Genomic DNA, 19699 nt, shown 5'->3' on the forward strand with positions numbered 1-19699 from the left:
GGACGCTCAAGAGAGGGCGCTTCCCCCCCGCAGGGCGGCCAGAATCTGGGGGCGCTGCTCAGCGAAGGGGCCGGAGCAGACCTGCCCACCGATCACGGTGACGGGGGCGATCCGGACATCCGCCCTGGCCTGCATCTCGGCGAGGGCCCCCGGGTCACCCCGGACGTTCTTCTCGGTGAAGGTGGCGCCGTGGGAGGTCAAGAGCCGCTTGACGGCCTGGCAGTCCGCGCAGTTCGGAACGGTGTAGAGCGTGATCTCAGGCATGGCTCAGGCCCTGGTGGGGGTGGGGAGAGGAGCAACCGCGCGAGGAGCGGCGGGACCGCCCCCCTTCCAGCGCAACAGGCGCAAGGCGTTGGCGGTCACGAGGGCGGTGGCCCCGGTGTCGGCCAAGATCGCCATCCACAGGTTCGTGTACCCGAGCAGGGTGGTGACCAGGAAGATCGCCTTGAGGCCCAGCGCGAAGGCGATGTTCCACTTGATGTTCTGCATGGTGGCGCGGGAGAGGGAGACCAGTTGGGCCACGCCCGTCACGCGCTCACCCAGCAGGGCGGCGTCGGCGGTCTCCAGGGCCACGTCCGTGCCGCCGCCCATCGCGATGCCCACGTCGGACTGGGCGAGCGCGGGCGCGTCGTTGATGCCGTCCCCCACCATGGCCACCACGCCCTGTGCCTTCAGGTCCGCAATCACCTTGAGTTTGTCCTCGGGCAGCAACTCAGCCTGCACGTCCATGCCCAGGTCCGAGGCGATGGCCCGGCCCGTGCGGGCGTTGTCTCCGGTCAGCATCACGGTGTTCACGCCAAGGGCGCGAAGCTGCGCGATGGCCTCCCGGGCGTCAGGACGGGGCTCGTCGCGGATAGCAATGACGCCGAGCGGCGCCGCGCCGTCCAGCAGCACGACGGCCGTCCGTCCCTGCTTCTCGAAGGTCTCGATGGTGGCGCTCAACTTGGCGGGCAGGGCCGTCAGGGTGGCGGCGTGGCGGGGGGAGCTGACGCTGAGCGTGCGGCCCTCCACGGTGGCGGTGACCGCCTTGCCGGGAATGGCCTGGGCGTCCGTCACGGCGGGCAGGGGGAGGTTGTCCTGCTTCGCGGCGTCGGTGATCGCCTTCGCCAACGGGTGACTGCTGCCGGACTCCACGGCGGCGGCGAGGCGCAGCACCTCGGTGCGGCCCACGTTCAGGCCCACCACGTCGGTCACACGCGGCTTCCCGGCGGTCAAGGTCCCGGTCTTGTCGAACGCGACCGTCTTGACCGTGCCGATGCTCTCCAGCGCCGCGCCACCCTTGATCAGCAGGCCCCGGCGCGTTCCGGCGCTGATGCCGCTGGTGATGGCGGCAGGAACGCTCAGGACCAGGGCGCAGGGGCAGCCGATCAAGAGCAGGGCGATGCCCTTGTAGAGCCAGGGGTACCACTCGGCACCCAAGAACAGCGGCGGGATCAGCGCCACCAGCGCAGACACGGCCACCACGCCGGGGGTGTAGTACCGGCTGAACCGGTCGATGAAGCGGGCCGTGGGCGCTTTGCTCCCCTCAGCCTCCTCGACCAGGTGGATGATGCGCGCGATGGTGTTGTCGCTGGCCGCCTTGTCCACCCGCACGGTGAGCACCCCGTCCGTGTTGATGCTGCCTGCGTAGACAATGTTCCCGGCGCTTTTTACGACGGGGACGCTCTCGCCCGTCACCGGGCTGTCGTCCAGACTGGAGGTGCCGGTGAGGATGGTGCCGTCGGCGGGCACCCGAGCCCCCGGATTCACCTGGACGGTCTGACCGACCTGAAGAGCATCGGCGGGCACCTCACGGGTTCCCGTCCCCTCGACGAGCAAGGCGGTTTTGGGCGCCAATGCCGCAAGCGCCTGAATGCCCGCACGGGCACGCCCGGCGGCGATGCCCTCCAGCAATTCTCCGACCGCAAAAAAGAACACAACGACCGCACCCTCGGCGGCCTGACCGATCAGCACGGCGCCGAGGGCGGCGAGGCTCACCAGCATGTTGATGGAGAAGGGGTCGCCGAAACGGGCACTCGCGTAAGCCTTTTTCGCCAGCGGCCACACGCCGATCACGGTCGCGGCGATGTACCCGAAGGTGGCGAACTGGGGTTCCACAAAGCCGAACAGCCAGGCGAGGGCGAGCAGCACGCCCGAGGTCACGACGAGTTTGCCCTGTCCGGTGGCGTACCAGGGCTGACCAGGCTTCGGGGCCTCGTGGACGTGCCCATGACCCGCATGGTCGTGGCCGCTGTGATCGTGATGATCGTGGTCGTCATGAGCTGGGGCAGGCGTGGGCACCCCACCCAGCAGCGAGGGCACGTACCCCAGGGCCCTGAGGTTGCTCTCCAGGGTCGCCCGCGGCGTCTGCGCCTCGTTGAGCGCCAGGGCCAGGGTCTGCTTGTTGAAGCTGGTCTTCACGTCCCCAGTGCCCGGCAGCGTGGCAACCATCCGCTCGACCTTCTGCACGCAGCTTGCACAATCCATCCCGTCCACGAAGTATTCGAGTTGAGCCGCGACGGGCAGGGTGGGCGCAGCAGCCGGTCGTAGGGGGCTGGGGCTGTACCCCAGGGCGCGCAGGTTCTCCTCCAATTGCGTCCGGGGCGTGCGGGACTCGTCCAGTTCCAGTTCGAGGGTCTGTTTGTTGAAGCTGGTCTTCACGCTGTCCGCGCCGGGGAGGCGCTCGATCATGCGTTCGACTTTCTGCACGCAGCTCGCGCAGTCCATCCCGTCCACGAAGTATTCCAGGCGGGAACGGGGCGTGTTGGGGTCTGAGGACGTCATGCCCCCACTATACCTGAATGTCCACTCATACGTCGAGGTAAAAAGGTGTAGGATTGCTCGCGGGCCGCGAGGCCGCTGGTCTCCCCAGCGGATGGACGCCGGCCCAAGGAGGCAGGATCATGACGATGGAGTCACAGATTCAGGAGCACATGCCGGTGATGTGCGCGGACGGACATCAGCACGGCGAGGTGGACCGCCTTGACGGCGAGTACATCAAGCTGACCAAGGACGACTCCGGGACGCATCACTGGTTGCCGCTGAGCGCGGTGGATCACGTGGACCAGCATGTGCACCTGAAGCTCAACCACGAGCAGGTGCATCAGCAGTGGCTGAGTGAGGACCCCCACCCCGAGCACCGCCAGTAACGGTCTCGGCACAAAGGGCGGCCACCGGGTGAGTGGCCGCTCTATTTGGTTATCCATCGACGTTCGTACAGCTCTCCAGGAAGTCGACCATGAAACCCTGCGGCCACGGCATGAAGCGCGCGTCATCTTGGCCTGCAACCTCAGAGAAGGTGCAGCGGAAGGCCTCCCTCTCTGCTCCCAGATGAGTCTGGCAACCGGGTGCTCCTGTGCTACACCATCCCCATGCAGACGCTCGACACCCTGATCCGGCACTGGCGAGACGACCCCGGCGCCACCTACCGCACCTGGTTCCTGTGGGAGGAGCGCCTCAAGAACTTCCGTTCGATCCGCCGGGGGTTGCAGACGGTGGTCAAGGAGATCGAGGCGGATACCTTCGGCACCCAGTACCGGGGCTCCTCCCTGGAGACGGTGGTGCACTCCATCGCTGAGCAACGCCAGATGTTTAAGGGCGCCGACCATGCCTTCCTGTGGAAGCCCAAGCTGCGTATCCCCGACATCTACGAGAGCCCAGACAACCAGAAGGCCTTCGGGCGCTTCCTCGACACCTGCGCCTGCTGCACGGGCAGTGACGACCTGATCCGCGCCATCCGCGACCTCGACCGCCGGGCGATCAAGGGCCTGGGCCCCGCCGCCGCGAATCTGCTGTACTTCCTGCACCCCACTCACATGCCACCCTTCAACACCGCCATCGTGAACGGGTACAACGCCCTCACTGGGGCCAAGGTCAAGCTCGGGAAGTGGGAGGAGTACCTGGCGCTGCGGGAGGGGATGCTGCGGCTGAACGAGGCGCACCGGGGCCTGCTGTCCAACGACCTCGGCGCTGTCGCGGGGCTATTGTTCGATCTGGGCAGCGGGCGGTACACGCCCCCGCCCCGTGAAGATGACGGGGCGGCGATGAGCGCCTGGCAGGCGGACCTGGCGCGGGTGCGCGAGGAGTCGGCCAGCGCCAGCAAGGCGCTCGCCACGGCGCGGGAGGGGGACCGCACCCACACCGAGGTGCAGGGCTGGCTACGCGACCTGGGCCGGGCGCTGGGCTTCGACGTGTGGATCGCCGCCAACGACCGCTCACGGACCTACGAGGGAGGGCGCCTGGGGGACGGGTGCCTCGACACCCTGCCCCCAGGCATCGCAGGCACGCCCGGGGCAGACGCGGTCAGGCTCATCGACGTGGTGTGGTTCGAGTGCGGGACGCTCGCCCCGGCGGCGGCCTTCGAGGTGGAGCACACGACCTCGATCTACTCGGGCATCGTGCGGATGCTCGACCTGGCCCTGGGCGCCCCCGAGCGGGCAGTCCAGGGCCTCTATCTGGTGGCCCCCGATGGACGCGAGGCCGACGTGCGCGACCAATTGCGGCGTCCGGCCTTCCAGGCCGTGTCGCACCTGAACATGCGTTACCTGCCCTACAGCGAGCTGGAGCGGCACCGGGAGGCGATGGCCCGCTTCGGCCAGGGGTTGCGGGCGGTGGAGGCCATCGCCCGAACACTGTAGAGGCCCACGGCGAGAGGCAGGTCCTGCGCGCGGCCTGAGGCTGGGCGGCTAGGACTCTTCTGTAGGGTCCGGAACTTCCTCCATTCACCCCCGGGGTCGGTCGAGCACGGCCCTGGGTCCTGGGTTCATGGGAATGTCCGAGCGTGGGGACTGGTCCGGTCCTCCCGGGACGACGCTTCCCCAGGACCTACCACCTCGGCACAAGACCTACCCACCCCAGGGCCGGACTGAGCTCATCCTCCCTATCCCCCAGGGGGGATAACACATATTTAAACTAACCTGGCATCGACCATCACGGCAGGCAAAACTAAAAATTTCTGGAGGGGGCTCCTATAACGGCCCTCTCATCTTGACACCCTCCCCGGGGGGATATAAGGTTGGGTCGGGAGGTTCCGCTTTGGGGTAGAGCGAACTGAACACCTTTGACCAGCGGCGGTCATGGTCTGGCGAAGGACCCAAACCGGCTGGAACGCATCCAACGTTCCCTGAGAACCACAAGGCGAAGCGTTGGGGAAGCTGGCCCTCGCTGGATCGGATCCTTCCAGGACCTCAGGGCCGTGACCCCCCATTCCTTCTGCCCGAGCGGAGCGAATCTCCACCTCCTCCCTTTTGCGCCATTGGAGCCCCATGACCACTCCACCCATCCTGCTGTACACCACGCCCACCTGTCCGGATTGTCAAGCCCTCAAGGTCTGGCTCAATCAGCACGGTATCGCCTACACGGAGCGGGACCTCACCGATCCAGCCGTCGCCGACCAGGCCAAGGCCCGGTACGGCGTGCGCGTCGCTCCCATCACCGTGGTCGGCAACCAGTTCTTCTTTGGCACCTTCGCCGATCAACGGCCCGAGCTCCAACGCCTCCTTGGCTGACGCTTCATGCGCCAGCAGGTTTTACAGAGACTGAACACTCGCCGCTTACCTTCACGGAAACGAGCGACCACGCCGTGAGCGGGTGAGCGGGAAGGCAGGGAAAACATGACGCGACACCACGAGACGCACCACCACCGCCAGACGGGGGGGACGGTGCCGACCTCCAATGTTCTGGAAGTGGCCTTCCGGAACTGCTACGACGGCTCGGAATTCGCCGACCTCGAACGGAGCTTCTCCAACATCGAAGGTGTGCAGAGCGTGCACATCGACCGTACCCGCGCCGTCGCCCACCTCGGCTACGACCCCGGGGTCGTGACCGAGGCCGAGTTGCGCCGCCGCCTGCATGACGCCGGGTACGACTGCGAGTGCGAGGATTGCGCGCCCTCCGCCGTGCAGCCGGGACATCCCAGGGTCGGGCACGAACACCCTGGGCACGATCACGCCGCCCTGATGTCCCACGGGGCGACCTCTGCGGAACACGCTCACGGCGGAATGACCAACGGCGGACAGCATGCACGCTCCGGGATGGGTCACGCCGGGCATGACCACGCGGCCACGATGGCCAGCGCCTCGACGCCTGCCGTTCATGATCAAGGCGCCATGACGCCCCGCGGCCAGGACACGCGCGAGGGGCCTCACGGCGGGCACGACCACGCCGCCATGATGGCCGGCGGCGCAGCACCTGTGGCCCACGATCACGGCGCGACGACCCACGGCGGGCAGGGTGCGCACGCGCAGATGGGGCACGACGAGCACGCCGGGCACGGGGCGGACATGGTCGGCGACATGTTGCGCCGCTTCGTAATCTCGCTCGTCCTGACGGTGCCGCTGGTGCTGTACTCGCCCATCGGGGAGACCCTCGGCTTCACCGCCCCGCCCCCCTTCGGCCTGAGCATGGCCTGGTTCGGCCTGCTGCTGTCCACCCCGGTCGTGTGGTGGGGCGGCTGGCCCTTCATCAGCGCGGCGTGGCGGGCGCTCAGACGCGGCGAGGCGAACATGATGACCCTGATCGCCACGGGCATCCTGGTCTCCTGGCTCTTCTCGGTGTACGCGACCCTGTTCCTGGGGGGCCGTGAGGTCTTCTTCGAGGCCGCCGCGATGCTTACCAGCCTCTCCCTGCTGGGGCACTGGCTGGAGATGCGCTCGCGCTTCGCCACCGGGCGGGCGGTGGAGGCCCTGCTGAAGTTGGCCCCCTCGACGGCGCGGGTGGTGCGCAACGGGCAGGAAGTTGAACTCCCCCTCGAACAGGTCGTGGTCGGCGACGAGATCGCGGTGCGCCCCGGGGACCGGGTGCCGGTGGACGGCGAGGTGGTGGGGGGCAGTTCCTACGTGGACGAGAGCATGATCACGGGCGAGCCCATCCCGGTGGCCAAGAACCCCGGGGCGCGGGTCACGGGCGGGACCGTCAACCAGAACGGCGCCTTCACCTTCCGGGCGACGGCGGTGGGTGCTGACACTGCCCTCTCGCGCATCGTGCAGATGGTGCAAAACGCGCAGGCGAGCAAGGCCCCGGCCCAGCGGTTGGCGGACACCGCCGGGAAGTACCTGGTCTTCGTCGCCCTGGGTTCGGGACTGATCGCCTTCCTCGCGTGGTATTTCCTGGGCGGCGAGGGGGTGGTCTTCGCGCTGACGGCGGCCGTGTCGGCCATCGTGATCGCCTGCCCGGACGCCCTGGCGCTCGCCACCCCGACCGCGATCACCGTGGGCGTGGGCAAGGGCGCACGGGAAGGGGTGCTGTTCAAGAACGCTGCGGCCCTGGAGGCCACTGCGGGCGTGAACACCGTCGTGTTCGACAAGACCGGCACGTTGACGGAAGGCAAGCCCGCCCTGACCGACCTCGTGCCCGCGCCGGGGGCAAGTGAGGGCGAACTGCTGCGCTTGGCCGCCTCGGCGGACCAGCCCTCCCAGCACCCGCTGGCCGAGGCCATCGTGGCGGGCGCCCGGGCCCGGAACGTGGAGGTGCAGAAGCCTGAGACCTTCGACTCGGTGCCCGGTCACGGCGTGGTGGCGACCGTCGCCGGGAGGCGGGTGCTGCTGGGCAACCGCAAGCTGATGGAGCGCGAGGGCGTGAACATCGACACCCTTCCCGAGGCGGTGGAGCGCCTGTCCCGGGACGGCAAGACCGCCATGTACGCGGCGGCGGATGGACGGGCCCTCGGGGTCATCGCCGTGGCCGACACCGTGCGGGAGACCGCGCGGCAGGCGGTCCGGTCGCTGCACGACGCGGGGGTCCAGACGGTGATGCTGACCGGCGACAACGCGCGGACGGCCGAGGCGGTCGCCCGCGAGCTGGGAATGGACACCGTGATCGCCGAGGTGCTGCCGGGAGATAAGGCGGCGAAGATCGCGGCGCTGCAGGCCGAGGGCCGGAAGGTCGCAATGGTCGGGGACGGCGTGAACGACGCGCCCGCCCTCGCCCAGGCCGACGTGGGCATCGCCATCGGGGCCGGGACCGACGTGGCCGTGGAGACCGCCGACGTGGTGCTGGTGAAGAACAATCCGGCGGACGTGGCGGGCAGCATCGACCTCGCGCGGCGGGTGCGCGGCAAGATCAAGCAGAACCTCTTCTGGGCCGCGATCTACAACGTCCTGGCGATTCCCTTCGCGGCGGGCGTGCTGTACCCCGCCTACGGGGTGCTGCTGCGACCCGAGTGGGCCGCGCTGCTGATGAGCGCCAGCACCGTGATCGTCACCGTGAACGCCCTGCTGCTCAACCGGGTCCGTTTCGAGCGTTCTGCCCCGCAGCCCCGGTCGGCCCACGCTTGACGCCGGTGGACAGCAGCGTTCCAGCCTGGTGAGGCTCATTATTCGACCGGGCAGCCTGAAGGGTCCTTCCCCTCTCTTCTGCTCACCCTGGAAGAACTGCGCCGCGGCAAGGTGTTCAAGCCCAAGCGCACCTCACGCCCGGGTCACCTCGCGGACCAATCCGCGAGGCGACCCGGGCGTGGTCCTCCGGAAGTGATCCTTTGGGACTGTGGGGCCTTCACGAGTCGAGACCGCTGCCCCACCGACCCATGTCGGGATAAGGAGCCGCATGACCAGAATGAACAAGTCCACGCTCGGGCCACTAGGGAAGCTGTGGAAGGAACTCCTCGAACCCCTCGTGTTCGCCCTGGTGATCACGCAGTTCCTGGGCACGCTTGTCGGCGTGAGCGGGGTGAGCATGATGCCCACCCTGCGTGATCGGGAGCGGGTCTTCGTGCCCAAGTACGAGACGTGGCTGCACAAGGTGGGGGTGGGCAACTTCCAGCGCGGCGACATCCTGATCTTCAAGCCGCCCCGCGAGGCCGCTGCGCAGATTCCCAATCTCCATAAGAGCGCATTGGGGCTGTGGACGTACCGGCCGTCCCTAATCAAGCGCCTGATCGGCCTCCCCGGTGACCGAGTGCGCGTCTCGGGCGGCGAGGTCTTCGTGAATGGGGTGAAGCTCGATTCGAGCTGGACCACCGACTACTGGCGGGAGCAGGGCTGCTGGGACACCCAGAGCGACCTGGCGAACAACGCGACCTCCAGCGGAGCGGGCATCCTCCAAGACCAGCCGGAGATCACCGTGCCCGCCGGGCAATATTTCGTGATGGGTGACAACCGCACGGCGGGCGGCAGCGAGGACTCACGCCTCTTCGGCCCAGTGCCCCTGCGCGACATCGCCGGGCGCGCGGCAGCGGTGGTGTGGCCCATCACCCGCAGGACGAACGCGAGGTACGACTGTGCCCGCGAGTCCGTCGTGGGACTCAGCGGCAAGGCTGTGCTCAACTGGCGCGTCCTGGTCCGTCCCCCAGGTTTCACTCCTCCCCAGAAGGCGGCATCGAAATGACCTGGAGGAACAGCGCGCACCTTCAATGAGGAGAGGAAGGCAAACACGAAAGGCGAGGTTCCCATCGTCGCGTCCCGCTACCGCCTTCTGCCCAAGCGCCATCGCACAACGGGCATGCTGGGGCTGACCTGCCCAGGGCACACCCGGGAAGAACAAGTCTTTGCCTCCCCGCTTGGGATGGGATCAGGGCAAAGGAGGCCGGGAGCTGTCGCTTACCGGGCAGCGGGAACAGGCCACCTGTTGACATTGCCCCCGTTTTGAGGTCCAGCGCTGATACCCCAGGTAGAACAGGGGGAGCGTATGGGGAAAGAACGGCACAGTGAAGAGAAGATCCTCGAAGTGCTCGGGCGGGTCGAGAACGGGGAGACCATTGCGGCGGTGAGCCGCTCGACTGGGATCAGCCGCAAGACGATCCAGTACTGGAAGGCAACTTACGGTCGCCAACCCAAGACCGATGATGCCAAGCGGCTCAAACAGCTTGAGGACGAAAACGCCCGGCTGAAGAAGCTCGTGGCCGACCTGGCCCTCGACAACGCGATGTTGAAGGACGTCGTGGGAAAGAAGTGGTAGCGCCCGTGCAGCGCCGTGAAGCGGCGCGCTACCTCCAGACTCATCACGGCGTCAGCGAACGACGAGCCTGTCGGGCCCTGGGCTTCGGTCGTTCTTCACATCGCTACCAGGCTCGCAAAAATGACCAACAGTTGGGGGAACGACTGAAGAAGCTGGCAGAGGAGCGGCCCCGTTTCGGATACCGACGACTGGAGGTGCTGCTGCGCCGCGAAGGAATGGTGGTCAACCACAAGCGGGTCTACCGCGTTTACAAGGCGCTCGACCTCGCCGTGAGGAAAAAGACCCGCAGAAAGCGGACCATGCAGCGCCGTACACCGCCGACAGTCCCGACCGCGGCCAATCAGCGCTGGAGTACCGATTTCGTGAGCGATCAGCTTGCCAGCGGGCAGCGCTTCCGGGTGCTGAACGTCGTGGACGACTTCACGCGCGAGTGCATCGTGTGCTTCGCCGACACGTCCATCACGGGCGACACCGTCGCCCGTCTGCTGGGGGAAGTGATCAAGGAACGGGGCAAGCCGAACGTGCTGATCAGCGACAACGGGCCGGAGTTCACCAGCCGTGCCCTGGACGCCTGGGCACATCAGCAGGGCATCGAGCGGCACTTCATTGACCCGGGAAAACCCGTGCAGAACGCCTACATCGAGTCCTTCAACGGACGCTTTCGGGACGAGTGCTTGAACCAGAACTGGTTCGTGAGCTTGCCGCAGGCCCGACTGATCTTGAGCGTGTGGAGACGCGATTACAACGGGATCCGGCCGCACAGCTCGCTGGACCATCTGGCGCCGCAGGAGTTCGCCCGCCGCTCGGCGGGTTAGGCTGCCGTGAGGGGTTCAGGCTGGACCACAAACTGGGGCAGGCTCACTGTTACAACCCGGCCACACCGATCTTCTCCAGGCCTCTGTTCATCCGCTCCCGGGTTAACCCCCCACGGTCCACGTACCGGATGACGCCGCTCCGGTCAATGAAGAACGTCTCAGGAATCCCGCCGACGCCGTAGTTGATGGCCACCTGGGATTGAGGGTCACGCAGGGAGGGGTAGGCCAGGGCAAACTCGCGGATAAAGTCGAGGGCATTCTGCTCTTTCGTCTCTTGGAACAGCACCCCGAGCACGGCCAACCCTGTGCCTGCTGTTTGGCGTTCGCCAAGTTCGCGGAAGAGAGGAGCTTCCTCACGGCATGGAACGCACCAGGACGCCCAGAAGTTCAACACGACCGGGCGGCCCTCGAGAGAGGCCAAGCTCACCTGCCCTCCGTCCAGGCTCTCCAAGACGAGTGGGGGTGCCGATTTCCCGATGAGCGGTCCTCCTGTTGTGGCGTCCCGCGCCGGATTCACGAGCGCCACACCCAGCACCGCCACGACAGCGGCAGCGAGGAGTGGCGGCAGGAGCCGCCGCCACAAGGGCACGGCGCGGGGAGAGCGGAGTTCAAGGGAAGGCTCCATCACAGCTCCTTGCAGGCCCTTTTGAGGAGACATCCCCACGGAGGGCCAGGACATCCAGCAGGCCGGAGGTCTGCACACCCATGACGACTCACCTGCGCGCGTGCCTCTCCACGGTTGCCTCCGGGTTCAGTTCCCTGGGTCTCCCTACCTTTTGGTGACGCGGGCCACCGGGTGCAAATACTCAGGGCATGGACCTCCAGTCCTGTCTCCCCGACCCTGAGCTGCTGACGCTGAGCGCCACGACTGTGCAGCCCGAGGTCCTGTGGCTCGACCTGGAAAGTCGGGCACCCTCAGGTGTCTGCCCCTCGTGTGGGCAAGCCTCATCCCATCGGCACAGCCGCTACACCCGCATCCTCAAAGACGTCGCCCTGCTCGGGCGACGTGTCCGTTTACGTCTGACCGTCCGCAAGTTCTTCTGCGACACCGTGGGATGCGCGCAGCGCATCTTCTGTGAGCGCCTGCCCTCGGTGGCCTACCCCTGGAGACGCAAGACGGTCCGGCTGGAACGCCAGAACCACCTGGTCGCGCTGGAGGTGGGCGCCGAAAGTGCGGCCCGCGTTCTCGGGCTCTGTGGCTGTCCGGTGAGTGCCGACACCCTGCTTGCTGGAGTCCGGCGTCCGTCCCTCGTGCAGGGCGTCGTCTCGGTTCGGCATCTGGGGATCGACGACTGGGCGTGGTGTAAGGGGAAGACGTACGGCACCATCCTGGTCGATCTGGAACGGCACTGCGTGGTGGACCTATTGCCGGACCGGGAAGCGGACACCTTGGCAGGGTGGCTCACGAGCCACCCCGAGATCGAAGTCATCACCCGCGACCGCGGCGGGGCCTATCAGGAAGGGGCCCTGCGAGGGGCGCCCCAAGCGCAGCAGGTGGCCGACCGTTGGCACTTGTTGAAGAACCTGCGCGAAACCCTCGAACGCTATTTCCAGCGCACGCACTCGACCTTCACTGCGTTGCGCAAGACTCTTGCAGCGCCCGACCCTCCACCACTTCGAGTGGTCGAGGACGAAAGGGCGGACGAGCCCACCGCTCAACTCCAGGCTCATCCCCCTTCCGCCCACAAGCGGCAGTGCTTCGAGGCGGTCAAGCGCCTGTTGGCCGAGGGGAGCTCGGTCAAGCAGACCGCCCGAGAGACGGGGGTCGCCATCGGTACGGTCAGGAAGTATGCTCAGTTCGAGCAGCACCCCGGCACCGCGGCGCGGCCACCGCGCCACCACGTGGTCGCGCCGTATCGGGAGTGGCTGACCGCGCAATGGGCGGCGGGCAGGTGCAACGCGGTGGCGTTGCACCAAGAATTGCGGGAGCGGGGGTACCCGGGCGGCTATACCGCCGTCCGTGAGTTCTGTCGGCACCTCCGCACATCAGGCAGCGCCGGACACCGCCGTGCCGTCTGTCCCTCACCTCGAACGCTCTCCTGGGCCGTGTTGGTCCCCAGCACTATTCGCGCGCCGGAAGTAGGCGCGCTGTTAGAAGCAGGTCGAGCAACAACGCCCGAGTTCGTGCAGGTGGAACGGCTACTGACGATGGGCTGGACGCTGCTGAGGGGACACGAAGCCCAGCCCCTACGGGGCTGGCTGAGCGACCTGGAACAGAGTGACATCAGAGAACTTCGTGCCTTCGCGGTGGGACTCGACCGGGACTTCGATGCGGTGAGGGCGGCGTTGGAGACCACGTACAGCAATGGGCAGGTGGAGGGGCAGGTCAACCGCCTCAAGACCATTAAGCGGGGCATGTACGGGCGAGCGGGCCTCGACCTGCTCAAGGCGAGGGTGCTGCACCAGGCCCAACGCCCGGCGGCCCGCGTCACCAAAAGCTAGGGAGACCCAGTTCCCTCCCGCCGCTGCCCTCGTCACGTAGAGTGCCTTGGCATCCAGCGTGAGAAGCGCAACTCATCCCGAAACTCGGAGGGGACATCGCTCTCTGCCTTCGTCCTCTCATGGGCCAATGCTGCTCGCCATGGTCCGACAGGAGGGACGCGAAGTCACCTGAGAAGCCAGGGAGACACGTACCAGGAGGGCGTGGTTTCAAAGTACCGGGCCATTCGACTTGCACAAGCGCCACCCCGTCATTTGGGCCAGACCCGACTCATCCACTTCGCCGGGTCAGTGGCCTCACCCCGCACCCGCATCTCCAAATGCAGGTGAGCACCGGTGCTCAGCCCGGTGCTGCCGACCTCACCGACCTTCTGTCCCCGCGTAACCTGTTGCCCGACATTCACCGTGACCCGGCTCTGGTGGAAGTACATACTGGTCAGCCCCGCGCCGTGGTCGATCACCACCAGCCCGCCGCGCACGGGGTACATGCCGGCCATCACGACCGTCCCGTCGTTGACTGCCAGCACCGGGGTCCCGGCCGGGGCCGGGTAGTCTGTGCCGTAGTGGTACAGGACCGGCCCACCCGCCACGTAGGTCCGCGGCTGCCCGAAGGCGCTGCTCTGCGCGCGGACCTTCGCGGCGGGCTGGAAGGTTCGCGACCAGACCTGGGGGGTCCGCCGCGCGTACGCCTGTTCGACGGCGGCGTCTTCTGCCTTGCGGGCTGGATCCTCGAGCTTGCCCGCGATGCGGGGCGGCAGATTCAGGCGCTGGATCGCCTGGGTCAATCCGGTCACCGGGATGCGGCCGCGCAGCACGTCCGACCCCACCCGGATCTCGTACACGACCGGGGTGGTCTTGCCCAGCACCACCCGCCCGAGCACGAGGCGCCCGCCTCCCGCCGGAACCGGGGTCAGGGCCTCGCCGGGCAGCCGGACGTCCTCCCCGACCTCGCTGGGAAACCGCACGCTGGCCTCGGCCGCCCTCGGGCCACTGAGGCGCAGGACGAACGGGTCCCCCATTCGCAGCGAGGCGGGGGCAGTGACGGTCAGACCGCCGAGTTGGAGTGCCGCCCCGGGCCGGGAAGAGGGCTCGGGGGTGGGGACGGCGGGAGAGGAGGCCTCCTCCCCGGGCAGGCGGAGCGTCTGCCCCACCGCGAGCGCCGTGCCCGTCAGGCCGTTGAGCCGCACGAGTTCGGCCACGGTCGTCCCGTTGGCCCGCGCGAGGCTGTACAGGGTGTCGCCGGGTTTGACCGTGTAGGCTCCTCCCACGCCCGACAGGAGTACGGCAGCCAGCAGCAGGGCGCGGCGAATCATGCAGTGCAGAATAGCCGTCCTGTATGGGCGGGACAACTTCTCCTGGTGCTCGACCTGACCGACACAACAAAGCCCAATTCCCTGGTCCGAAATAGCCTGACAGATGATGTCGCGGTCATGGTCACGTGACCTGAATTCGCATGGTCAGCCCCCCGCCCCCCTGCTCCTCGACGTTGTCGTTGGTGGTGTGGTGCGGGATGTGGCAGTGGATCAGCCAGATCCCCTTCTCCCGGGCCTTCCAGATCACGTCGTACCGCTGGCCGGGGCCGACGTTCACGGTATCGGCGAGGTAACGCGCGCTCTCCCTGAGGGTCTCGCCGTCCCGGGCCACGACCTCGAAAGGGCCGCCGTGCACGTGCATTGGATGCACGAAGTTGTTGTTGCTGCCCACGAACCGCAGCCTCACGGTCTGCCCCACCCGCATGCGGATGATGTCGGTTTCCGGGTACGCCTTGCCGTTGATGGTGAAGAAGTTGGGCAGCGCGCCCTCCATGATCATCGCCGGGAAGGTGTAGCCGTCGCGCTGAAGCCATTCCTGAAGTTGCAGGGGGTAGTCGATGTCGGCCTGCGGCTGGGCCACCCCGCCCCTCGGGGCCACCAGGAGCGCCCCGTACAGCCCCAGGCCCTGCTGGCGGTCGGGGTTCTTGTGTGAGTGGTAGAAGTACGTGCCGGCCTGGTTCACTGTGAACTCGTACGTGAAGGTCTCGCCGGGTGCAATGGGCTTCTGGGTCACGTCCGCCGGTCCGTCCATGTTGTTCGGCACGATCAGGCCGTGCCAGTGGATCGTCGTGCTCTCCGGCAGGTTGTTCTTCACGTTGATCCGGACCCGGTCCCCCTGGGTGAGCTGGAGGCGCGGCCCCGGCACCTGGCGGTTCACGGCGTAGGCCGCCACCTGCACGCCCTTCAGGATGTTCCAGCGGATCAGCGAGGTCTCGAAGTTGAACACCTTCACCCCGCCCACCACCTGCGGCGCGAGGGTCTGGTCTCCCCGGGCGCTCGCGGGGGCCGTGAACCGGACCTGGGTGAGGTCCACCGCGGCCATGTCCCGCATCGCCTCCATGTTCATCGTCTTCGTCATGATCATGCCGGGCGGCATCACCAGGTCGCCCATCCGGGTGGGCGTCTGGAGGGGCGTGTCAGGCAGCTCGCCCACGGGGGTCGGCGCCGGGGCGGCCGCGCCCGTGTTCGTGTTGCCCCCGCCCATGTTCATGCCGGGCATGTTCTGGGTGCCGGAGGCGTTCCCACTCATGTCCGTGCCGCCGCTGCCCATGTTCATCCCGGGCATGCCCTCGCCCGTCATGTTCATCCCGCGGGCACTCATGTTCAGGTCGCCGAATGCCGCGGCCAGGCCGACGCCCGCTGCCAGGGCGAGCACGCTCAGGATGGTCACGGCCGCGATCTGGGGGCGTGACACTTTAGGAGTCATGTCCATACCGCCGTGGTCCGGGGACGAAGTGGACTCCCGAGGATTTTGCTGGTCGTTCATGTCACATGCCTTTCATGGAGTGGTGGGCGGTGGCGGCATTGGGCGCGGGCACCTCGCCGGTGGTGTGCTCGATCAGGCGCTCCTCGGTGGCGAGGTCGTGTCCTCCCCGGCCTAGCGCCCGTACCGTGCCCATCCCGTGCTTGAGCCCGCTCGCCACCAGCCAGACGTTGACGGGGTACGCGAGCGCGCCGCCCACCAGGGTGGCCAGGGACATCACCCCCCAGAAGCGCGGCGAGGTGGGCTCCATCGCGGTCATGTCGCGGCTCATCAGGATCACCATCACGGGCACCATGCCCGCCATCACCGCGTTCATCGACACCCACTCCGGCAGGAAGGAGCGGCGCACGGCCCTCAGGTACGAGCCGCCCAGCATGTCCCGCATGAAGAGCGCCTGGAAGATCAGCAGCCCGAACAGGAAGCCGAACACGTACTCGCTGATCACGTCCAGCCACATCGGGAGGCCCAGGGTCATGGTGATCGCGGCGGCCACGATGATGCCCGTCGCGTCCCCCGCCAGGCAATGGATGGTGGAACCCACGCTCTGCTTCCACAGCGGCTGGACGAAGGCCTCGTGGGTACCCGGGCTGGGCTCCTGGCACGACAGGACGTACAGCGCCGCGCCCACCGGGCCGGTGTAGAGGGTGACGAGCAGCCAGCCCCACCGCATCACCTTCATCTCCGGGTTGCGGGTGAAGGCGTCCCAGGCGACGTAGACCGTCGCCAGCGCGGTCAGCCCGAACCACACCGCGAGGATGACGTCGATGGTCGCCCAACCGGTCGCGGCAGGAGTCATGCCCGCCCCCGGAACTTGGGCGCGGCGCAGACGCGGGCCAATGGAACGGACCGGCCCCTCACCCCTCCATCCGGTTCTCGAGGGTGTCGCCCGCGATCATCCAGGGATTCCTGCCGCCGGGAGTCCAGGGTCTGGGCACGACGTGTCGGGAACCTGGCGTCGCGCCCTCACCCCGGATGGGGGAGCAGATCAGGGCGAAATCCCAGCGGACGGACCGGGCTTGAAGCGTCCGGGCCGGCAGCCGCCGGTGGGCACCAGCAGGGACGCGGCCTGGCGTGGCGCCGGAATGAGTCACGGCCGTGCCCTGGGTGGTCGTGGGCACGGGGATGGGTTGTTGGCAGTTCATCTCCACCTCCTCCTGCCGCAAGGCTAGGCGCGAGCTGTTAAGTTCGTGTAACCCGGCTGGGGTTGTCTGGAAGTTCGCGCCCACACTCCCGGCGTTCCCCAGGGTCAACCCCTCAGCCCACACGGTTCCTGGTCCTCGAGAAGGGGAGTCCACCAGCCGAGGTGTTCACCCGGGCGGACCGAGTGAGCCAGGCCTCTGGTCCGTGAGGGTTGGAGCCCCACGTTGAACGGGCTGGCGTCGCGGACCGGGAAGAGACCAGTCACGGACCCGGGTTCTCAGGAATGTCCCCACCCGATCCCAAGAAGGAAGGGGACACCTCCAACAGCTCGAAAGTCACGTCCTGGCTCCCGTCGGGAAGGCGGTCGAGCGCGAGCACCACGATGGGAAGGATCACCCCCCCCACCGTGGCGCTCGGCTCGGAGATGCCCTCGAAGTCGGCCAGCCGCAGTCCCACCGGCGTGCCGACCGGCAGGCGCGGGTCGTCGCTGGAGACGACTGGCCCCGTGATTTGATCGGGAAGCACACGAACCGTGACCGAGTGGCTTTCTAGTTTGCGGATATTCGGAAACACGGATGCTAGGATAGCACCATGCACCGCCACGCCATCCCCACCCAGGCCCATCCGGAGGACCTGAGCCGGGTCACCGAAGTCTTCAAGGCCCTGTCCGAGCCCCTGCGGGTTCAACTGCTGCTGCTGCTGCGGGACGGCGAGCGCAACGTCGGCCAACTTGTCGAGGCCCTGGGCGTGCCCCAGAGCACCGCCAGCCGCCACCTCGCCCTGCTGCGCAGCGCCGAACTCGTCAGGACCCGCCGCGAGACGACCAGTGTGTACTACCACCTCGCCGACGGGCACGTCGCCCGCCTCTTGCAGGAGGCTTTCTCCCACGCCCAGCACGAGCGCCTCGGCCTGCCCGACCACCCCGCCGCAGAGACGGTGAAGGGAAGCGTCCAGTGAACGCCCTGGTCCCGTTCTCCGCGCTGCGCAACCCCCGTTTCGCCCGGCTCTACGCCGCCCAGACGATCAGCCAGATCGGCGACGCCTTCACCTGGGTCGCGCTCGCCCTGCTCGCCTACCAGCTCGCCGAGAAGAACGCCGCGGTCGTGCTGGGTACGGCCCTCACCCTGCGCGTGACGGCCTTCGTGCTGTTCTCCCCGCTCGCCGGGGTGCTCGCCGACCGTCTGGAGCGCCGGACGATCCTGGCGGGCTGCCACTTCGCCCGCGCGGTCGTGATCGGCCTGATGCCCTTCGTGGGCGAGGTGTGGCAGGTCTACGTGCTGATGTTCGTCCTCAACAGCCTCACCGCCTTCTTCACCCCCACCAACCAGGCCACCGTGCCCCTCGTGGTCGGGCGCGAGGATGCGGGTCCCGCCTTCGCCCTTTCCAGTGCGACGACCGAGTTGCTGGGCATCGTCGGCCCCGGGCTGGCCGGGGTCCTGGCCGCGTTCGTGGGCGGGCGTGAGCTGTTCTTCTTCGACGCGGCGTCCTTCGTGCTGGCGGGCCTGCTGGTGCTGACCCTGCCCAGCCTGCGGGCGGGGCGGGGCACAGTGGAGCGCAGCACCCTCGCGGACGTGCGGGACGGCACGGCCCGGTTGTGGCGGGACGCGCCGATCCGCTTCGCGCTCTTGATGGAACTGGTGGCGGCGGTCGCGGGCGCGCTGATCCTGGTGGTGACAGTGGTGCGGGTGCAGGGGGGATTGAACCTGGGGGAGGCGCAGTACGGCTGGGTGATGGCGCTCTACGGCCTGGGGGCCACGGTCGCCTCGCTGGCGGTGGGGGCAGCGGGGCGGCGCGTGCCGAGGACGACCTTCATCCTGGTGGGGGCGCTGCTGACCTCGCTGGCCATCCTTCCGGGGGACGGGGTGGGTCTGGCGCCGCTGATGGCGTTGTGGCTGGTGGCGGGGGTGGGGCAGAACTGGGTGAACCTGCCCGCCGAGACGCTGCTGGCCGAGCGCACCGAGGAGGCCGCTCAGGGGCGGGTGTACGGGGCGCACTTCGCGTGGAGTCACCTGTGGTGGGCCTTCGCGTACCCGGTGGCGAGCCTCCTGAGCGCGCGCTTCGCGGACCACGCCTTCCTGTACGGCGGCCTGCTGGCGCTGGTCATCCTGGCCGCCGTGTCGCTCCTCTCCCGCGGCACGACGAGTCCTGTGACCAAGCCGAGTTCCTCGACCGACTGATGGGGAGAGGAGACGCCCGGCCCGGCGTCCGTCGGGGGCATACTCCCAGGCGGGCGTCATCGGCCAGCTTCAGCCACCCTTGAGACCGCTGGCCGGTGGACCTCATGCGGGGCTGCCGCGCCGTCCGCACAGGACACGCAGGAAGACCGCCGCCGCAGCATCCAGCGGGTGGTAGACGAAGGCCGGGCAGCAGAACTGGACGAGGACCAGGTTGCTCTCGAAAACGGTCTTATCGAGGGTTGAACCCTCCAGAAGGAGCGCTCCGGCCCTCCGGAGGTCGGCGGAACACGCCCCTCAGGGATTCCCTGCCCTGGCAGAGTGCCCGTTGTCCCCGAACTCCTCCAGGTGGGCGGTCCGAACTGGGGTGAGAGCACAGCCGTACCCCGGCTGTCCCCTCCATCCCGAAGGACAACGACCCTCCGGTGTGGTCCGGCCAGGGAGGCGACTCGCTCATTCCCGACC

Annotated in this window: 16 protein-coding genes and 1 pseudogene; 9 read left to right on the top strand and 8 right to left on the bottom strand. The window is 67.8% G+C overall.

All coding sequences use genetic code 11. The features are described from left to right. Positions 1-6: 6 nt before the first annotated feature. Both DAETH_RS23485 and DAETH_RS23490 read right to left on the bottom strand, forming a co-directional pair. On the bottom strand, positions 7-264 hold the full coding sequence (locus DAETH_RS23485) for a glutaredoxin family protein (RefSeq protein WP_264778643.1): 258 nt from the start codon (positions 262-264) through the stop codon (positions 7-9). 3 nt (positions 265-267) lie between these two features. Then, entirely contained in the window at positions 268-2763 is a 2496-nt protein-coding gene (locus DAETH_RS23490) for a heavy metal translocating P-type ATPase (protein ID WP_264778644.1), read from the bottom strand. A 119-nt stretch (positions 2764-2882) separates the two neighbouring features. Here DAETH_RS23490 and DAETH_RS23495 point away from each other — a divergent pair, with 119 nt between their 5' ends. From DAETH_RS23495 to DAETH_RS23520, 6 genes are all read left to right on the top strand, one after another. Beyond that, the gene (locus DAETH_RS23495) at positions 2883-3128 is read left to right on the top strand and encodes a DUF2171 domain-containing protein (protein WP_264778645.1); all 246 of its coding nucleotides are present in this window, start codon (positions 2883-2885) and stop codon (positions 3126-3128) included. A 222-nt stretch (positions 3129-3350) separates the two neighbouring features. Next, entirely contained in the window at positions 3351-4616 is a 1266-nt protein-coding gene (locus DAETH_RS23500; RefSeq protein WP_264778646.1) for a type II restriction endonuclease, read from the top strand. Positions 4617-5243: 627 nt separating this feature from the next. Continuing rightward, positions 5244-5486: a glutaredoxin family protein gene (locus DAETH_RS23505; protein ID WP_264778647.1), complete on the top strand. Its 243-nt coding sequence runs from the start codon at positions 5244-5246 to the stop codon at positions 5484-5486. A gap of 105 nt (positions 5487-5591) precedes the next feature. Continuing rightward, complete coding sequence (locus DAETH_RS23510) at positions 5592-8252, top strand: heavy metal translocating P-type ATPase (RefSeq protein WP_264778648.1); 2661 nt, start codon at positions 5592-5594, stop codon at positions 8250-8252. A 268-nt stretch (positions 8253-8520) separates the two neighbouring features. Then, on the top strand, positions 8521-9300 hold the full coding sequence (gene lepB, locus DAETH_RS23515; RefSeq protein ID WP_264778649.1) for a signal peptidase I: 780 nt from the start codon (positions 8521-8523) through the stop codon (positions 9298-9300). Positions 9301-9600: 300 nt separating this feature from the next. Next, positions 9601-10685, top strand: a protein-coding gene (locus tag DAETH_RS23520) for an IS3 family transposase (protein ID WP_264778650.1) whose coding sequence is annotated in 2 segments (ribosomal slippage) — positions 9601-9865 and positions 9865-10685 — 1086 coding nt in all. Because the reading frame shifts where the segments join, the coding sequence is not laid out codon by codon here. 49 nt (positions 10686-10734) lie between these two features. On the opposite strand, the gene DAETH_RS23525 is transcribed toward DAETH_RS23520, so the two are convergent. Further along, entirely contained in the window at positions 10735-11310 is a 576-nt protein-coding gene (locus DAETH_RS23525; RefSeq protein WP_264778651.1) for a TlpA family protein disulfide reductase, read from the bottom strand. 188 nt (positions 11311-11498) lie between these two features. Between DAETH_RS23525 and DAETH_RS23530 the strand changes: the two genes are divergently transcribed. Further along, on the top strand, positions 11499-13127 hold the full coding sequence (locus DAETH_RS23530) for an ISL3 family transposase (protein ID WP_264778652.1): 1629 nt from the start codon (positions 11499-11501) through the stop codon (positions 13125-13127). Between the two features lie 248 nt (positions 13128-13375). Here the strand turns inward: DAETH_RS23530 and DAETH_RS23535 are convergent, their stop codons facing one another. From DAETH_RS23535 to DAETH_RS23555, 5 genes and pseudogenes are all read right to left on the bottom strand, one after another. Then, on the bottom strand, positions 13376-14437 hold the full coding sequence (locus DAETH_RS23535) for a M23 family metallopeptidase (RefSeq protein ID WP_264778653.1): 1062 nt from the start codon (positions 14435-14437) through the stop codon (positions 13376-13378). 121 nt (positions 14438-14558) lie between these two features. After that, positions 14559-15548 (bottom strand): annotated as a pseudogene (locus DAETH_RS23540) (multicopper oxidase family protein); the annotation flags it as partial. Positions 15549-15924: 376 nt separating this feature from the next. Continuing rightward, positions 15925-16716 carry a DUF4396 domain-containing protein gene (locus DAETH_RS23545; RefSeq protein WP_319993769.1) on the bottom strand — a complete coding sequence of 264 codons (792 nt, stop codon included), beginning with the start codon at positions 16714-16716 and terminating at the stop codon, positions 15925-15927. A 58-nt stretch (positions 16717-16774) separates the two neighbouring features. After that, positions 16775-17062 (bottom strand): hypothetical protein, encoded by a 288-nt coding sequence (locus tag DAETH_RS23550; protein ID WP_264778654.1) that lies wholly within the window; start codon positions 17060-17062, stop codon positions 16775-16777. A 259-nt stretch (positions 17063-17321) separates the two neighbouring features. Then, on the bottom strand, positions 17322-17633 hold the full coding sequence (locus tag DAETH_RS23555) for a hypothetical protein (protein ID WP_264778655.1): 312 nt from the start codon (positions 17631-17633) through the stop codon (positions 17322-17324). Positions 17634-17651: 18 nt separating this feature from the next. Between DAETH_RS23555 and DAETH_RS23560 the strand changes: the two genes are divergently transcribed. Further along, on the top strand, positions 17652-18017 hold the full coding sequence (locus tag DAETH_RS23560) for an ArsR/SmtB family transcription factor (protein ID WP_264778656.1): 366 nt from the start codon (positions 17652-17654) through the stop codon (positions 18015-18017). Further along, the gene (locus DAETH_RS23565) at positions 18014-19237 is read left to right on the top strand and encodes an MFS transporter (RefSeq protein WP_264778657.1); all 1224 of its coding nucleotides are present in this window, start codon (positions 18014-18016) and stop codon (positions 19235-19237) included. The genes DAETH_RS23560 and DAETH_RS23565 overlap by 4 nt, the downstream gene beginning before the upstream one ends. Positions 19238-19699 lie beyond the last annotated feature (462 nt).

Source organism: Deinococcus aetherius, from assembly GCF_025997855.1.
In the GTDB taxonomy this organism is placed as follows: Bacteria; Deinococcota; Deinococci; order Deinococcales; family Deinococcaceae; genus Deinococcus; species Deinococcus aetherius.

What these genes read in the sequence shown, in the direction of transcription:
- lepB (WP_264778649.1), top strand. Translation starts at nt 8,521, where the DNA reads ATGACCAGAATGAACAAGTCCACGCTCGGGCCACTAGGGAAGCTGTGG.
- DAETH_RS23545 (WP_319993769.1), bottom strand. Translation starts at nt 16,716, where the DNA reads ATGACTCCTGCCGCGACCGGTTGGGCGACCATCGACGTCATCCTCGCG.
- DAETH_RS23560 (WP_264778656.1), top strand. Translation starts at nt 17,652, where the DNA reads ATGCACCGCCACGCCATCCCCACCCAGGCCCATCCGGAGGACCTGAGC.
- DAETH_RS23495 (WP_264778645.1), top strand. Translation starts at nt 2,883, where the DNA reads ATGACGATGGAGTCACAGATTCAGGAGCACATGCCGGTGATGTGCGCG.
- DAETH_RS23510 (WP_264778648.1), top strand. Translation starts at nt 5,592, where the DNA reads ATGACGCGACACCACGAGACGCACCACCACCGCCAGACGGGGGGGACG.
- DAETH_RS23535 (WP_264778653.1), bottom strand. Translation starts at nt 14,437, where the DNA reads ATGATTCGCCGCGCCCTGCTGCTGGCTGCCGTACTCCTGTCGGGCGTG.
- DAETH_RS23485 (WP_264778643.1), bottom strand. Translation starts at nt 264, where the DNA reads ATGCCTGAGATCACGCTCTACACCGTTCCGAACTGCGCGGACTGCCAG.
- DAETH_RS23530 (WP_264778652.1), top strand. Translation starts at nt 11,499, where the DNA reads ATGGACCTCCAGTCCTGTCTCCCCGACCCTGAGCTGCTGACGCTGAGC.
- DAETH_RS23500 (WP_264778646.1), top strand. Translation starts at nt 3,351, where the DNA reads ATGCAGACGCTCGACACCCTGATCCGGCACTGGCGAGACGACCCCGGC.
- DAETH_RS23505 (WP_264778647.1), top strand. Translation starts at nt 5,244, where the DNA reads ATGACCACTCCACCCATCCTGCTGTACACCACGCCCACCTGTCCGGAT.
- DAETH_RS23550 (WP_264778654.1), bottom strand. Translation starts at nt 17,062, where the DNA reads ATGAACTGCCAACAACCCATCCCCGTGCCCACGACCACCCAGGGCACG.
- DAETH_RS23525 (WP_264778651.1), bottom strand. Translation starts at nt 11,310, where the DNA reads ATGGAGCCTTCCCTTGAACTCCGCTCTCCCCGCGCCGTGCCCTTGTGG.
- DAETH_RS23490 (WP_264778644.1), bottom strand. Translation starts at nt 2,763, where the DNA reads ATGACGTCCTCAGACCCCAACACGCCCCGTTCCCGCCTGGAATACTTC.